Raw genomic sequence first — 15715 nt, 5'->3', positions numbered from 1 at the left:
AAGTCCTTGTATCCCGCCTGGTTTGATCCGATGCTCGGAGTAAATCCAAAAGAGCAGAGAGAACACGATGCCACGCCCTATTATTATCGATTGCGACCCCGGACTTGATGACGCCATTGCGCTGGCGATGGCGCTGCGCGCGCCGCAGCTGGACATCAAGGCCATCACCACCTCCGCCGGCAACCAGACGCCGGAGAAAACCCTGCATAACGCCCTCGGCCTGCTGACGCTGATGCAGCGGGAAGATATCCCGGTCGCCGCCGGCGCTGCCAAACCGCTGCTGCGCGAGCTGGTGATCGCAGAGCACGTACACGGTAGCACCGGTATGGGCAACACCCATTTACCGACGCCGGGCATCAAACCGGCGCCGCACACCGCGGTTGAACTGATCGCCAGCCTGCTGCGCACCAGCCCGGAACCGATCACGCTGGTGGTTACCGGGCCGATGACCAATATCGCCCTGCTGCTGGCGCAGTACCCCGACCTCAAGCCCCGCATCGAGCGCATCGTCTTTATGGGCGGCGCGCTTCACGGCGGCAACGCCACGCCGGTGGCCGAATTTAATATCTACGTCGATCCGGAAGCGGCGGAAATGGTGTTGCAGTCCGGCGTGCCGTTGACCATGGCGGGCCTCAACGTCACCCATCAGGCGTTTGTGCTGCCTCAGGAGGCAGAGCGCATCCGCGCCATCGCCAACCCGGTGGCACAGGCGGTAGCCGAGATGCTCGACTTCTACCTGCCGATATACCTCAACCACCCGCGCGGGCTGCCGGGCGCCGCGATGCACGACCCGTGCACCATCGCCTGGCTGCTGGCGCCAGAGCTGTTTGACAGCCGCGAACGCTGGGTCGGCGTGGAAACCAAAGGCGAATATACCCTGGGACAAACCGTGGTGGACGATCTGCAACAAACCGGCAAAACGCCCAACGTGCAGGTGCTGACCAATATCGATCGGGCCGGCTTTATTGATCTATTGCTAGACTGTCTGACGCGTTATTAATTCCTCTCGCATAACGAAGAAATAAATAGCGCTATTTAACCGGGCCAAAGATACGGCCCGGCTTGCTATTTCCGTCATAGTGATAAAAAAGGTAACGCGTTCCGCTATTGACGCTATGGAGTAAAAATAGTTTTATCCGCTTTTATTCTGGACAGGGAGTCCCAAGAGTGAAGCAAACAACAGAGATACAGGAAGGCATTAGCCGACCATTGACGCTCGGCGAGATAATATTGGCCCGTTCAATATTTGGAAACTCAATTATTTATAATACCGTGAGGGTTCACTGCGACAGCTACCTCCCCTTTGGCCTGCAGGCCAGCCATACGGCGATGGCGCCAAATGGTGAACTTTGGTTTAGAAAAGAACTTTACAAGCCAGATTTTTCAGTTGCACCAATAATCAGCCAGCATACTTTTATCCACGAACTCGCACATGTATGGCAATATCAGCATGGCATGTGGGTAAGAAGTCGCGGGCTTTTCAGCTGGATTGCGGATTACACTTACCGCCTGGATGGCAAAAGAAGGCTTAAGGACTATCCTATGGAACAGCAAGCCTCTATCATCGCGGACTACTTTTACCTTAAAAACTGGGGGTATGACATGTGGTTAAAAAACATTGGCAACATGATAAAATTCCGTGGCGTCTCCGATAAATACATCTCCCATAAGTATAAATACACTTTATCTCATTTTTTTAAGCAACGGTGATAACGATGAAAAAAATATTGTTAACTGTACCCATCCTGCTTACCGGATGCTTCCACTTCAATGATCCACGCGTAAAACTCTATAATGCATCCGCAATTATCATTGCCAATGAAATTTGTGTATTAATCCAACCTGAAGGCGATGAAAAAATGATCACACTGAATATCGAGGAAATAGGTAAAAAAGAAAACGGGTTCAACAAGGTTTTTGATGATTACGGATTAAAAGTTTCATCTGATAAATGTATACCGACCTACAACTATCAGTTTAAAGCCGGCCATACTTACACCATTTCCATCACCCTGCAATCACGAGATAAAGAGAGGAAAGGTATCGTACCCTCAGGACGCGCATACGGCGTCGGCTTCACTTTAACAGACAAGAATGGTGAGCTGGTTGTCAGTTCTATCAATTAACTTTACGTGGATAAAGAGGTAATAGCACAGAATAAACTCCGCCAAAATAGATAAAACGCCATGGGGTGAGCAGCCCTTTGCCGCTGCGCGCTTGGTTATAGCACATGCAATGTAACGAGTTCAGCGATTGACGTAACCGTTGGGAAATACCTCTTTCTCGAAAACCTTATATCACAATGATAACTATAAAAAAGATACCTATACTGCTTACCCTTGCTTCACTCCTTAGCGGCTGTTTACACCTTGGCGATCCACGCGCGAAGATCTATAAAGCATCCGTGGTGGTCGTTGCCAATCACATCTGCGTGTTAATTCAGCCCGAAGGGGATGAAAAAATGGTCTCCCTGAGTATTGATGAACCCGGTAACGATGAAAGCATATTTAACAAATATTATGATGGCGACGGCTTAGCAGTTTCAGCCGATAAATGCATACCGACATACAACTATCCGTTTAGAGCCGGTCATACTTACACCCTTTCCATCACCCTACGTTCGCAAGATAAAAAAAGCAAAGGCATCGTGCCGGCCGCTCGCTTATATGGCGCCAGCTTCACCTTAACGGGTAAGGATGACGAGCTGGTTATCAGCTCTATAAATTAAGTCGGCACCGATAAGACGCAAGCAATGGAAAAACATAATTTTATCAAAACCTTATTACAATGATAACTATGAAAAAGATACCTATGCTGCTTACCCTTGCTTCACTCCTTAGCGGCTGTTTCCACCTTGGCGATCCACGCGCGAAGATCTATAACGCATCCGTGGTGGTCGTTGCCAATCACATCTGCGTGTTAATTCAGCCCGAAGGGGATGAAAAAATGGTCTCCCTGAGTATTGATGAACCCGGTAACGATGAAAGCATATTTAACAAACATTATGATGGCGACGGCTTAACGGTTTCAGCCGATAAATGCATACCAACATACAACTATCCGTTTAGAGCCAGCCATACTTACAATGTTTCCATTACCCTGCGTTCACAAGATAAAAAGAGAAAAGGCATCGTGCCGGCAGCCCGCTTATATGACGTTAGCTTCACTTTAAAAGAGAGGGATGGTGAACTGGTTATAAGCTCTATCAATTAAATCCATACAGATAATAAAAAGGACTTTAATCACCGCGATATCGTTACTCACCGGCTGCGTGCACCTCAACGATCCCAGGCCAAAGCACTATAAAGCGCCAATCACTACCGTGGCAAACAAGGTGTGCGTGATTGTTCAGCCCGAAGCGGATGAACAAATCGTAACGATACGTATTAATGAAGTCGGCAGCGATAACAATACGTTAGAAAAATACGGGCTGGCGGTGAGCGCGTCAGCAGGACGATGCGTTACTGATTTCAATTACGCATTTGCAGCGGGAAAAGCCTATAACTTTATGGTTATCCTGGAATCACCTGAGAAAAAGAAACGGGGCGTTCAACCCTCTGCCCGGATATACGGCGCGAGTTTTTCGCTATGGCGTCTCAACGGCAAGCTGCAAACCACGCCGCTTTATTAGAGGTGTTGCCAGAGCGGCCCTTCAACCTACGGGCCGCTGACGCTATCAAGGCTCAAACGGCCGGCGCTGAAACTGGTCATGCCCGCACTTCGGACAGCGCGGCAGCACTTCCGGCGTGTAAAACGCCAGATGGTGGTGGCACTGCTCACACACCAGATTACCCAGCCCGACCACCTCGCCGCTGTGGTACACGCCGTGATGGCTGACATCCTTAAACACTTCGCGCCACTCCAGCTGGGTTTTATCGGTGATGTCCGCCAGCTCCTGCCACAGGCTTTCTTTGATCACCCGCATAAACACGCTGTCGGTGAACTCCTCGCGGCTTTCCTGATAGCTGCGGGCAAACTCTTCCAGGTCGCGCCGCACCGCCTGCTTCAGCTGCGCCACTTCATCGCGCGTCAGCTCTCCGGCTTCATCCAGCCGTTTTTCGGCGCTGGCGACCAGTTGGTCAATGTCTCGTTCGCCATTTTTCAAACGTTCGGTCAGCGACGCCAACAGTTCGCGGTAATACTGAGCAACCTTGTTCATAGCTTCTCCTCAATGAACCCAGTGACAGGATTTCCCCTTAAGCCATCTTTTCTTATTTTAGTCGTAAACGGCTGATGTCTCTTGGCTAATGGCGGGATTTTCGCGACCAGTGTCCGGATGTCGCTTTCTTTTTGCGAAATACGCGCCAACGGCGGCGCTTGGAGTTGTTGCCAACAGGTCTTATCAGCTATGCTATGCGGATCTAAATACTAAACAAAATGCTACGGACGTAGCTGCTTTCTTAACAGGACCACCAGCCGCCATGCAAGAGCAATACCGCCCCGAAGAGATAGAATCGAACGTACAGAGCCACTGGCAAGAAAAACAGACGTTTAAAGTGACCGAAGACGCCAGCAAGGAGAAATACTACTGCCTCTCCATGCTGCCTTACCCTTCCGGTCGCCTACACATGGGCCATGTGCGTAACTACACCATCGGCGACGTGATCTCCCGTTACCAGCGCATGCTGGGTAAAAACGTGCTGCAGCCTATCGGCTGGGACGCCTTCGGCCTGCCGGCGGAAGGCGCCGCGGTAAAAAACAACACCGCGCCGGCGCCGTGGACCTACGACAACATCGAATATATGAAGAACCAGCTGAAACTGCTGGGCTTCGGCTACGACTGGGATCGCGAAATCGCCACCTGCAAGCCTGACTACTACCGTTGGGAACAGTGGTTCTTCACCAAGCTGTATGAAAAAGGCCTGGTTTACAAGAAAACCTCGGCGGTGAACTGGTGCCCGAACGATATGACGGTGCTGGCCAACGAGCAGGTGATCGACGGCTGCTGCTGGCGCTGCGATACCAAAGTCGAGCGCAAAGAGATCCCACAGTGGTTTATCAAAATCACCGATTACGCCGACCAGCTGCTGAATGACCTGGACCAGCTCGAAGACTGGCCTGAGCAGGTCAAGACCATGCAGCGTAACTGGATTGGCCGCTCCGAAGGAGTGGAAATCACCTTCGACGTCGACGGCAGCGACGAAAACGTCACCGTCTACACCACCCGCCCGGACACCTTTATGGGTGCCACCTACGTCGCAGTCGCCGCTGGCCACCCGCTGGCGCAACAGGGCGCGCTGAATAATCCGGCGCTGGGCGAATTCATCGAAGAATGCCGCAACACCAAAGTGGCGGAAGCCGATATGGCGACCATGGAGAAAAAAGGCATGGCCACCGGCCTGTATGCCATCCATCCGCTGAGCGGCGAAAAACTGCCGATCTGGGTCGCCAACTTCGTGCTGATGGAATACGGCACCGGCGCAGTGATGGCGGTACCGGCGCACGACCAGCGCGACTGGGAGTTCGCCACCAAATACAGCCTGCCGATCAAAGCGGTGATCCTGAACCTTGACGGCAGCCAGCCGGACATCAGCAGCGAAGCCATGACGGAAAAAGGCGCGCTGTTCAATTCCGGCGAATTTGACGGCCTGGATCACGACGCCGGCTTTAACGCCATCGCCGATAAACTGGTGGAAAAAGGCGTCGGCCAGCGCAAGGTCAACTACCGCCTGCGCGACTGGGGCGTATCCCGTCAGCGCTACTGGGGCGCGCCAATCCCGATGGTGACGCTGGAAGACGGCACCGTGATGCCGACGCCAGAAGATCAACTGCCGGTGCTGCTGCCGGAAGACGTCGTGATGGACGGCATCACCAGCCCGATCAAAGCCGACGCCGAGTGGGCGAAAACCACCGTCAACGGCCAGCCGGCGCTGCGTGAAACCGACACCTTCGATACCTTTATGGAATCGTCCTGGTATTACGCGCGCTATACCTGCCCGCAGTACGATCAGGGCATGCTGGATCCGGCCGCGGCCAACTACTGGCTGCCGGTCGATCAATATATCGGCGGCATCGAACACGCCATCATGCACCTGATGTACTTCCGCTTCTTCCACAAGCTGATGCGCGACGCGGGTCTGGTGGATTCTGACGAGCCGGCGAAACGCCTGCTGTGCCAGGGCATGGTGCTGGCGGATGCCTTCTACTACACCGGCAACAATGGCGAGCGCAACTGGGTTTCTCCGGTAGACGCCACCATCGAGCGCGATGAAAAAGGCCGTATTACCAAAGCGACCGATCCGCAAGGCCGTGAACTGGTCTATGCTGGCATGAGCAAAATGTCGAAGTCGAAGAACAACGGCATCGACCCGCAGGAAATGGTGGAAAAATACGGCGCCGATACCGTGCGTCTGTTTATGATGTTCGCGTCACCGGCGGAAATGACGCTGGAATGGCAGGAATCCGGCGTGGAAGGCGCAAACCGCTTCCTGAAGCGCGTGTGGAAACTGGCCTATGACCACGTGGAAAAAGGCGCGGTACAGCCGCTTGACGCGGCAGACCTGAACGACGCGCAGAAAGCGCTGCGTCGCGACGTCCACAAAACCATTGCCAAAGTCACCGACGATATCGGCCGTCGTCAGACCTTCAACACCGCGATCGCCGCCGTGATGGAGCTGATGAACAAGCTGGGCCGTGCGCCGCAGGACAGCGAACAGGATCGCGCTCTGCTGCAGGAAGCCCTGCTGGCGGTGGTGCGCATGCTGTATCCGTTCACCCCGCACGTCTGCTTCAGCCTGTGGCAGGCGCTGGGCGGCGCAGGTGATATCGACGTCGCGCCATGGCCGGTTGCCGATGACGCCGCAATGGTGGAAGATTCCAAACTGGTGGTGGTACAGGTTAACGGCAAGGTACGCGCTAAAATTACCGTGCCGGCCGATGCCAGCGAAGAACAAGTGCGTGAACGCGCCGCCGAAGAGCATCTGGTGGCTAAATATCTGGACGGAGTCACAATTCGTAAAGTGATCTACGTTCCTGGCAAATTGCTTAACCTGGTTGTGGGTTAACACAAGGAGGGGTTGTGCGACTTCGTATTACAACGTTGTTGCTGGGGCTGGTGGTGCTGATCACCGCCGGCTGCGGTTATCACCTGCGTGGCACCACGCAGGTACCATCAGAGATGAAAACGCTGATGCTGGACAGCTATGACCCATACGGTCCGCTGACCCGCGCGGTACGCGCACAGCTGCGCGCCAACGGCGTAACCATTGTGAAAGACGCGACGCGTAAAGATGTGCCGTCGCTGCGCATCGTCAGTTCCTCACAAGGGCAGGATACCGTGTCTATCTTCCAGGACGGTAAGACCGCCGAGTACCAGATGGTGATGACGGTGGATGCGCAGGTGTTGATTCCGGGCCACGATATTTATCCGCTCAATGCCAAAGTCTTCCGTTCGTTCTTCGATAACCCGCTGACCGCTCTGGCGAAAGACTCCGAGCAGGAGATAATCCTGCAGGAAATGCGCGAGCAGGCGGCGCAACAGCTGGTGCGTAAGCTGCTGACGGTGCATGCTGCGGAAGAAGAAGCCCAGCAGCAGGCCGCGGCGGCCGATAAAAACGCGGAAAGCCGCCCAGCGCAATGACCCGTCTCTATCCTGAACAACTTGCCGCGCAGCTCCGAGAGGGGCTGCGCGCTTGTTATCTACTGTGCGGTAATGAGCCGCTGCTGCTGCAGGAAAGCCAGGACCTGATTCGTCAGGCGGCAGTGCAGCAACAGTTCAGCGAACATTACAGCATCTCCCTTGACGCCCATACCGACTGGGACGCCATCTTCAGTATCTGTCAATCGATGAGCCTGTTCGCCAGCCGGCAAACGCTGCTGCTGATCCTGCCGGAAAACGGCCCGACCGCCCCGATCGGCGAACAGCTGGTCAAACTGGCGGCGTTGCTGCACGAGGATATCATTCTAATGCTGCGCGGCCCGCGGCTGACCAAAGCGCAGGAAAACAGCGCCTGGTTCAAGGCGCTGGGCACAAACGGCGTCTACGTCACCTGCCAGACGCCGGAACAGGCGCAGTTGCCGCGCTGGGTCGCCAAGCGCGCCAAAGCGATGCAGCTGGAACTGGACGAGCCGGCCAATCAGCTGCTGTGCTACTGCTACGAAGGTAACCTGCTGGCGCTGGCGCAGGCGCTGGAGCGTCTGGCCCTGCTGCATCCGGACGGCAAACTGACGCTACCGCGCGTTGAGCAGGCGGTCAATGACGCCGCGCACTTTTCCCCGTATCACTGGCTCGATGCCCTGCTGGCCGGCAAAAGCAAGCGCGCCTGGCATATTCTGCAGCAGCTGCGTCAGGAAGATGTCGAACCGGTGATCCTGCTGCGCACGCTGCAGCGCGAACTGATGCAACTGCTCACCCTGCAGCGCCGGATGGCGACAACGCCGCTGCGTACGCTGTTCGACCAGCATAAGGTGTGGCAAAACCGCCGTAACCTGGTGACCCAGGCGCTGCAGCGCCTGTCGGCCGCGCAGCTGCAGCAGGCGGTACGGCTGCTGGCGCATATTGAGGTCACCCTCAAGCAGGATTACGGCCAGTCGGTCTGGCCGGAACTGGAATCCCTGTCGATGTTGATCTGCGGTAAACCGCTGGCTACGAGTTTTTCCGATGTCTACTAACACACCCGCAGCCGCCGGGCTGCACGCGCTGTTCGGCGGTACGTTCGATCCCATCCATTACGGCCACCTGCGGCCGGTTGAGGCGCTGGCCCGGGAAGTGGGGCTGGACCAGGTTGCCCTGCTGCCGAACCATGTGCCCCCGCACCGCCCGCAGCCGGAAGCCAATGCCCGGCAGCGGCTGAAAATGGTAGAGCTGGCGATTGCCGACAACCCACTGTTTACCGTTGACGACCGCGAGTTGCACCGCACCACGCCGTCGTATACCGTCGAAACGCTGGAAGCGATTCGTCAGGAACGTGGCCCGGCTCAGCCGCTGGCGTTTATTATCGGCCAAGACTCGCTGCTGAGCCTGCATAAATGGCAACGCTGGCAAGACCTGCTCAGCCTGTGCCACCTGCTGGTGCTGGCCCGCCCGGGTTACAACGACCATATGGAAACACCGACGCTACAGCGCTGGCTGGAAGCCCACCGCGTCGGCGATCCGGCAGCGCTCCGCAGCCGGCCGCACGGTTCGCTGTATCTGGCGGATACGCCACTGCTGGAAATTTCCGCCACCGAAATTCGTGAGCGCCGCCACCAGGGCGCCAGCTGTGATGACTTACTGCCGCGTTCGGTGCAGCGTTATATCGAATTACAGGGTTTATATCGTTAGCGATAGGCGCATGATATACTGCGCCGCTATTTTTCAAGCTCACCATCCCAGGGGGAACCTTTGCAAGGTAAAGCGCTCCAAGACTTCGTTATCGACAAGATCGACGATCTTAAAGGCCAGGATATTATCGCTCTGAACGTTCAGGGTAAATCCAGCATCACCGACTGTATGATCATCTGCACCGGCACATCTACGCGTCACGTAATGTCGATCGCCGACCACGTGGTGCAAGAGTCCCGCGCCGCAGGTATGGATCTGCACGGCATGAAAGGCCAGGAGGCCTCCGACTGGATCGTTGTCGATCTGGGCGAAGTTATCGTGCACGTCATGCAGGAAGAAAGCCGCCGGCTGTATGAACTGGAAAAACTCTGGAGCTAAGCGGTGAAATTGCAACTGGTCGCAGTTGGCACCAAAATGCCGGACTGGGTGCAGACCGGCTTTATGGATTATCTGCACCGCTTTCCGAAAGATATGCCGTTTGAACTGACCGAAGTCCCGGCGGGCAAGCGCGGCAAAAATGCCGATATCAAACGCATTCTGGAAAAGGAAGGCGAACAAATGCTGGCGGCCGTCGGCAAAGGTAATAGAATTGTTACGCTGGATATCCCCGGTAAACCGTGGGATACGCCGCAGCTGGCGCAGCAGTTGGAACGCTGGAAGCAGGACGGCCGCAACGTCAGCCTGCTGATCGGCGGGCCTGAAGGGCTGGCTCCGGCATGCAAAGCCGCGGCGGAGCAGAGCTGGTCGCTCTCGCCGCTGACGCTGCCGCATCCGTTAGTGCGCGTTCTGGTGGCGGAAAGCCTGTACCGCGCCTGGAGCATTACCACCAATCATCCTTACCACCGGGAGTAAACCGGTGGTGATCGTGACAGAGTGAAATAAAGCAGCGGGATGAAAATAGAACGTAACCCTTTTCGCGACTATTCGGCTGAATCAGCCCTGTTTGTACGCCGCGCCCTGGTGGCGTTTTTGGTCATTCTGGTGCTGATCTGCATCCTGATTGCCAATATGTATAATTTACAAATTGTTCGCTTTGAGGATTACCGCACCCGCTCTAACGAAAACCGCATCAAACTGGTGCCCATCCCGCCCAGCCGCGGTATTATTTACGATCGCAACGGCACGCCACTGGCGCTCAACCGCACCATCTATCAGCTTGAGCTGATGCCGGAAAAAGTCGATAACCTGGAGGCCACGCTGCAGGCGCTGCGCCCGGTGGTCGATCTGACCGATGACGATATCGCCAACTTTAGAAAAGAGCGTAAACGCTCGCGCCGTTTCGTCTCTATCCCGGTGAAAACCGCGCTGACCGAAGTGCAGGTGGCGCGCTTCGCCGTCAACCAGTTCCGCTTCCCCGGCGTTGAGGTCAAAGGCTACCAGCGCCGTTACTATCCTTACGGTTCGGCCCTGACCCACGTTATCGGTTATGTATCGAAAATCAACGACCGCGACGTCGCACGCCTGAACAAAGAAGAGAAGCTGGCCAACTATGCCGCCACCCATGATATCGGCAAGCTGGGCATCGAACGCTATTATGAAGATACGCTGCACGGCAAAACCGGCTATGAAGAGGTCGAGGTCAACAACCGCGGCCGGGTGATCCGCCAGTTGCATGAGCAGCAGCCCTCCGCCGGCCAGGATATTTATCTGACGCTGGATCTCAACCTGCAGCGTTATATCGAACAACTGCTGGTCGGCAGCCGCGCCGCCGTGGTGGTCAGCGATCCGCGTACCGGCGCAATTCTGGCGATGGTATCCAACCCAAGCTACGACCCGAACATGTTTGTCGACGGCATTTCCAATAAGGAATATCAGGGGTTACTGAACGACCCGAACCGGCCGCTGATCAACCGCGCCACACAGGGCGTCTATCCGCCGGCTTCGACGGTAAAACCCTATATCGCCGTATCGGCACTGAGCGCCGGCGTCATCACCAAAAACACCATTGTGTTCGACCCGGGCTGGTGGCAGTTGCCCGGTTCGGAAAAGCGCTACCGCGACTGGAAAAAATGGGGGCACGGCCGTCTGAACGTCACCAAGGCGCTGGAAGAATCCGCCGATACCTATTTCTATCAGGTGGCTTATGATATGGGCATTGACCGCCTGTCCAGCTGGCTGACAAAATTCGGCTACGGCCAATATACCGGCATCGATCTGTCCGAAGAGCGTTCCGGCCTGATGCCGACCCGTGAATGGAAACTCAAACGCTATAAAAAACCGTGGTATCAGGGCGACACCATTCCGGTGGGCATTGGTCAGGGGTACTGGACCGCCACGCCGATCCAAATGGCAAAAGCGCAAAATACGCTGATTAATGACGGCGTGGTAAAAACGCCGCACCTGCTGCACAGCAAAAAAATAAACGGTTCCCTGGTGCCGTTCCGCCAGGAAGCTCAGGCACCAATCGGAGATATCCACTCCGGCTTCTGGGAAATTGCCAAAGACGGTATGTACGGGGTTGCCAATCGCGCCAACGGCACGGCGCGCAAATTTTTTGCCGGCGCCCCTTATAAAATCGCGGCGAAATCGGGTACCGCACAGGTATTTGGTTACGAAACCTATAACGCCCACAAACTTGCGGAACATCTGCGCGACCATAAGCTGATGACCGCGTTCGCCCCTTATGACAACCCGACGGTGTCGGTGGCGATCATCCTGGAAAACGGCGGCGCCGGCCCGGCGGTCGGCACCATAACCCGCCAGATTCTCGATCATATCCTGTTGGGCGACAACAATACGCAATTACCGGACGCGCCGCCGGCGGCGCCCGGCTCAGAAGGTGACTAACAGACCATGACCGAAAGCCAAAAAAAGGGCTCGATCTGGACCAAGATCCATATAGACCCGACGTTTCTGCTGCTGATTCTCGCCCTGCTGGTGTACAGCGCCTTCGTGATGTGGAGCGCCAGCGGCCAGGATCTCGGCATGATGGAGCGCAAGATCGGCCAAATCGTGATGGGGTTGATCGTGATGGCCGTGATGGCGCAAATCCCGCCGCGCGTCTATGAAAGCTGGGCGCCCTACCTGTATATCTTCTGCGTCATCCTGCTGATACTGGTCGACGCCTTCGGCCAGATCAGTAAAGGCGCACAGCGCTGGCTTGATCTCGGCTTTGTGCGCTTTCAGCCGTCGGAAATTGCCAAGATCGCCGTGCCGCTGATGGTGGCGCGCTTTATGAACCGCGACGTCTGTCCGCCGTCGCTGAAAAATACCGGCATTGCGCTGGTGCTGATCTTCCTGCCGACCCTGCTGGTCGCCGCACAACCCGATCTGGGCACCTCGATTCTGATCGCCGCATCCGGCCTGTTTGTGCTGTTCCTCTCCGGCATGAGCTGGAAGCTGATCGCCATCGCCGCGCTGCTGCTGGCGGCATTTATTCCGATTCTATGGTTCTTCCTGATGCACGGCTATCAGCGCGACCGCGTGATGATGCTGCTCGACCCGGAAAGCGATCCGCTGGGGGCGGGCTACCACATTATTCAGTCGAAAATCGCTATCGGCTCCGGCGGCCTGTCCGGCAAAGGCTGGCTGCACGGCACCCAGTCGCAGCTTGAGTTCCTGCCGGAGCGCCATACCGACTTTATCTTCGCGGTGCTGGCCGAGGAACTGGGGCTGGTCGGCGTGCTGGTGCTACTGGCGCTGTACCTGCTGGTGATTATCCGCGGCCTGATGATCGCCGCCAAAGCCCAGACCACCTTCGGCCGGGTGATGGTCGGCGGTCTGATGCTGATTTTGTTCGTTTATGTATTTGTTAACATTGGCATGGTGAGTGGAATTTTACCGGTAGTTGGCGTACCTTTGCCTCTGGTCAGTTACGGCGGATCGGCGCTGATCGTACTTATGGCTGGGTTCGGCATCATCATGTCGATTCACACGCACCGTAAAATGCTGTCTAAGAGTTTATAAGAGGTGAGTAATGCGTAAGGAATGGCTTTGGATCGGCGCGGCAGCGGTATTACTTTCCGCCTGTGCCACCACTGATGAGCAGCAGGCGCCGCCCGCCGCGCCCTATAACGGCCCGGTGGTCGAAATCAGCGGCGTGGAGCCTCATTATGAACCTTATAACCCGGGCACGCTGCAGGATTATAAAGTGAACGGCGACAGCTACCGCATCGTCAAAAACCCGCAGAATTTCTCACAGACCGGGCTGGCAAGCTGGTACGGCGAAGAGTCCAGCGGCAACCGCACCGCCATCGGCGAAACGTTTGATCCCTATGCCCTGAGCGCGGCGCACCCGACGCTGCCGATCCCAAGCTACGTGCGCGTCACCAACCTGGCCAACGGCCGTCAGCTGGTGGTGCGCGTCAACGATCGCGGCCCTTACGTGAAAGGGCGCATTATCGACCTGTCGAAAGCCGCCGCCGACCGCCTGAATCTGTCGAACAATACGCGGGTGAAAGTTGATTTTATCAACGTCGCTCCGGACGGTACGCTGAGCGGGCCAGGCACCGTCGGCACCACCGTCGCCAAACAGAGCTATGCCCTGCCCGCGCGGCCGAATCTGAGCAGCGGCGCCATGGGTACCCCGGTGCAACAAGACGCGCCGGCGCTGAACAACAACAATGTACGCGCCATTGATAACAGCAGCCTGACCAACGGCCAGGCCACTGCCGAAACCGGCAGCAACGGCGGCCTGATCGGCACGGCCCCCGGCGACGTTCAGGCCGGCAACAGCGCCGCGGCGTCCTCGTCGGCGCCGGTAGCCGCTGCAGCGTCCGCCACGGCCGGCGCCGCAACCGCCGCTTCCGCGTCAACCGCCGGCTATGTTGTTCAGGTGGGGGCGTTAAGCGACGCCGCACGCGCGCAGGCATGGCAGCAGAAACTCAGCCAGCAGTTCGGCGTGCCGGGCAGCGTATCCGTCAACGGCGCCGTACATCGCGTACAGCTCGGCCCGTTCAGCGATCGTCAGCAGGCGCTGGCGCTGCAGCAGCGGCTGGTCGCGGAAGCGCAACAACAATCATTTGTCACCGCCGCACCTTAAGCATGGCGTCCGGCAGGCTCGCGCCGATCCGCAGTTTTAGTTGAAATACGTTCTCGCAGCTAAAAATGTAAAAACCGCGATCGGTCAGAGGATTGGCTAATGCCTGCCGGGATCCCATCTGCTATAGTGAGGCACGTTTTTAACTTACTTTCACGGATGTTGTAGTCCAGATCATGAAAAATGTAACTTCTTTTCGCTTAATCAAGGGCATCGCGCTCAGCACCGTTATCGCCATGGGCGCCGCCAGCAGCGCGCAGGCCGAAGACGCTAATCTCAAAACCATGATCCCGGGTGTTCCGCAAATTGATGCGGAATCTTACATCCTGATTGATTACAACTCCGGTAAGGTACTGGCGGAATCCAATGCGGATGCGCGTCGCGACCCGGCCAGCCTGACCAAAATGATGACCAGCTACGTCATCGGCCAGACGCTGAAAGCCGGTAAGATCGGCCAGGACGATCTGGTCACCGTCGGGCAAGACGCCTGGGCGACCGGCAACCCGGTGTTCAAAGGTTCTTCACTGATGTTCCTGAAGCCGGGCGATCGCGTACCGGTCTCCAAACTGACGCGCGGCATCAACCTGCAGTCCGGCAACGACGCCTGCGTGGCGATGGCCGACTACGTGGCAGGCAGCCAGGATTCGTTCGTCAACCTGATGAACAACTACGTTCAGCAGTTAGGTCTGAAAAATACCCACTTCAAGACCGTACACGGTCTGGATGCCGACGGGCAGTTCAGCTCCGCGCGCGATATGGCGCTGATCGGCCAGGCGCTGATCCGCGACGTACCGGATGAGTACGCCATCTATAAAGAAAAAGAGTTCACCTTTAATAACATTCGTCAGGTCAACCGTAACGGCCTGCTGTGGGATAAAAGCCTGAACGTCGACGGCATCAAAACCGGCCATACCAACGCTGCAGGCTACAACCTGGTGGCCTCCGCCACCGAAGGCCAGATGCGTCTGATCTCCGCCGTGCTGGGCGGCCATACCTATAAAGGCCGTGAAACCGAAAGTAAAAAACTGCTGACCTGGGGCTTCCGTTTCTTTGAAACCGTCGCACCGCTGAAGGCAGGTAAAGAGTTCGCCTCTGAGCCGGTATGGTTCGGCGACGCCGACCGCGTTGAGCTGGGCGTCGACAAAGACGTTTACCTGACCATTCCGCGCGGCCGGATGAAAGATCTGAAAGCCAGCTACGTGCTCAACACGCCGGAAATCCACGCGCCGCTGACCAAAAATCAGGTCGTGGGCAGCATCAACTTCCAGCTGGACGGCAAAACCATCGACCAGCGTCCGCTGGTGGTGCTGAATGAAGTGAAAGAAGGCGGCATCTTCGGTCGTCTGGTGGACTACATCAAGCTGATGTTCCACCACTGGTTCGGCTAACGCTTGAAACCGGCAAAAACGCCCCCATATGGTAAATAACACTAACTCCCGCTCCGGCGGGAGTTATAATTTAGAAAAGATGTCACG

Annotated in this window: 17 protein-coding genes; 16 read left to right on the top strand and 1 reads right to left on the bottom strand. The window is 56.4% G+C overall.

Features of this window, described 5'->3' with window-relative positions; translation table 11 throughout:
* The first annotated feature begins 67 nt into the window (after positions 1 to 67).
* From rihA to CLM71_RS05490, 6 genes are all read left to right on the top strand, one after another.
* A complete protein-coding gene (gene rihA, locus CLM71_RS05515; protein ID WP_105230113.1) occupies positions 68 to 1000 on the top strand; it encodes a pyrimidine-specific ribonucleoside hydrolase RihA in 933 nt (310 codons plus the stop codon).
* Between the two features lie 167 nt (positions 1001 to 1167).
* A complete protein-coding gene (locus CLM71_RS05510; RefSeq protein ID WP_105230112.1) occupies positions 1168 to 1710 on the top strand; it encodes a type IV secretion protein Rhs in 543 nt (180 codons plus the stop codon).
* Between the two features lie 5 nt (positions 1711 to 1715).
* Positions 1716 to 2126: a putative T6SS immunity periplasmic lipoprotein gene (locus CLM71_RS05505; protein ID WP_105230111.1), complete on the top strand. Its 411-nt coding sequence runs from the start codon at positions 1716 to 1718 to the stop codon at positions 2124 to 2126.
* A gap of 176 nt (positions 2127 to 2302) precedes the next feature.
* A complete protein-coding gene (locus CLM71_RS05500) occupies positions 2303 to 2728 on the top strand; it encodes a putative T6SS immunity periplasmic lipoprotein (RefSeq protein WP_105230110.1) in 426 nt (141 codons plus the stop codon).
* A 68-nt stretch (positions 2729 to 2796) separates the two neighbouring features.
* Entirely contained in the window at positions 2797 to 3213 is a 417-nt protein-coding gene (locus CLM71_RS05495; RefSeq protein ID WP_234008616.1) for a putative T6SS immunity periplasmic lipoprotein, read from the top strand.
* 4 nt (positions 3214 to 3217) lie between these two features.
* On the top strand, positions 3218 to 3631 hold the full coding sequence (locus CLM71_RS05490) for a putative T6SS immunity periplasmic lipoprotein (RefSeq protein WP_105230108.1): 414 nt from the start codon (positions 3218 to 3220) through the stop codon (positions 3629 to 3631).
* A gap of 45 nt (positions 3632 to 3676) precedes the next feature.
* Here the strand turns inward: CLM71_RS05490 and CLM71_RS05485 are convergent, their stop codons facing one another.
* Entirely contained in the window at positions 3677 to 4159 is a 483-nt protein-coding gene (locus CLM71_RS05485; RefSeq protein WP_105230107.1) for a zinc ribbon-containing protein, read from the bottom strand.
* Positions 4160 to 4421: 262 nt separating this feature from the next.
* Between CLM71_RS05485 and leuS the strand changes: the two genes are divergently transcribed.
* From leuS to dacA, 10 genes are all read left to right on the top strand, one after another.
* Positions 4422 to 7004, top strand: coding sequence for a leucine--tRNA ligase (gene leuS / locus CLM71_RS05480; protein ID WP_105230106.1), 2583 nt, complete (start codon positions 4422 to 4424; stop codon positions 7002 to 7004).
* A 14-nt stretch (positions 7005 to 7018) separates the two neighbouring features.
* Positions 7019 to 7579, top strand: coding sequence for an LPS assembly lipoprotein LptE (gene lptE, locus CLM71_RS05475; RefSeq protein ID WP_105230105.1), 561 nt, complete (start codon positions 7019 to 7021; stop codon positions 7577 to 7579).
* Positions 7576 to 8610 (top strand): DNA polymerase III subunit delta, encoded by a 1035-nt coding sequence (gene holA, locus CLM71_RS05470; protein WP_105230104.1) that lies wholly within the window; start codon positions 7576 to 7578, stop codon positions 8608 to 8610. The genes lptE and holA overlap by 4 nt, the downstream gene beginning before the upstream one ends.
* On the top strand, positions 8600 to 9262 hold the full coding sequence (gene nadD / locus CLM71_RS05465) for a nicotinate-nucleotide adenylyltransferase (RefSeq protein ID WP_105230103.1): 663 nt from the start codon (positions 8600 to 8602) through the stop codon (positions 9260 to 9262). Before holA ends, nadD begins: the two co-directional genes overlap by 11 nt.
* Positions 9263 to 9322: 60 nt before the next feature.
* Positions 9323 to 9640 carry a ribosome silencing factor gene (gene rsfS / locus CLM71_RS05460; protein WP_015671294.1) on the top strand — a complete coding sequence of 106 codons (318 nt, stop codon included), beginning with the start codon at positions 9323 to 9325 and terminating at the stop codon, positions 9638 to 9640.
* A gap of 3 nt (positions 9641 to 9643) precedes the next feature.
* Complete coding sequence (gene rlmH, locus CLM71_RS05455) at positions 9644 to 10114, top strand: 23S rRNA (pseudouridine(1915)-N(3))-methyltransferase RlmH (RefSeq protein WP_015671293.1); 471 nt, start codon at positions 9644 to 9646, stop codon at positions 10112 to 10114.
* 39 nt (positions 10115 to 10153) lie between these two features.
* Positions 10154 to 12049 (top strand): peptidoglycan DD-transpeptidase MrdA, encoded by a 1896-nt coding sequence (gene mrdA / locus CLM71_RS05450; RefSeq protein WP_105230102.1) that lies wholly within the window; start codon positions 10154 to 10156, stop codon positions 12047 to 12049.
* A 6-nt stretch (positions 12050 to 12055) separates the two neighbouring features.
* Positions 12056 to 13168 (top strand): peptidoglycan glycosyltransferase MrdB, encoded by a 1113-nt coding sequence (mrdB, locus tag CLM71_RS05445; protein WP_105230101.1) that lies wholly within the window; start codon positions 12056 to 12058, stop codon positions 13166 to 13168.
* A gap of 10 nt (positions 13169 to 13178) precedes the next feature.
* Positions 13179 to 14243 (top strand): endolytic peptidoglycan transglycosylase RlpA, encoded by a 1065-nt coding sequence (gene rlpA / locus CLM71_RS05440; RefSeq protein ID WP_105230100.1) that lies wholly within the window; start codon positions 13179 to 13181, stop codon positions 14241 to 14243.
* A 173-nt stretch (positions 14244 to 14416) separates the two neighbouring features.
* Positions 14417 to 15628 (top strand): D-alanyl-D-alanine carboxypeptidase DacA, encoded by a 1212-nt coding sequence (gene dacA / locus CLM71_RS05435; RefSeq protein WP_105230099.1) that lies wholly within the window; start codon positions 14417 to 14419, stop codon positions 15626 to 15628.
* Positions 15629 to 15715: the final 87 nt, after the last annotated feature.

The sequence above is a fragment of the Serratia sp. MYb239 genome (genome assembly GCF_002966855.1).
GTDB lineage: Bacteria > Pseudomonadota > Gammaproteobacteria > Enterobacterales > Enterobacteriaceae > Serratia_B > Serratia_B rhizosphaerae.
Note: the sequence above shows the minus strand (reverse complement) of the source record. Positions and strands in the feature narration are given on the sequence as shown.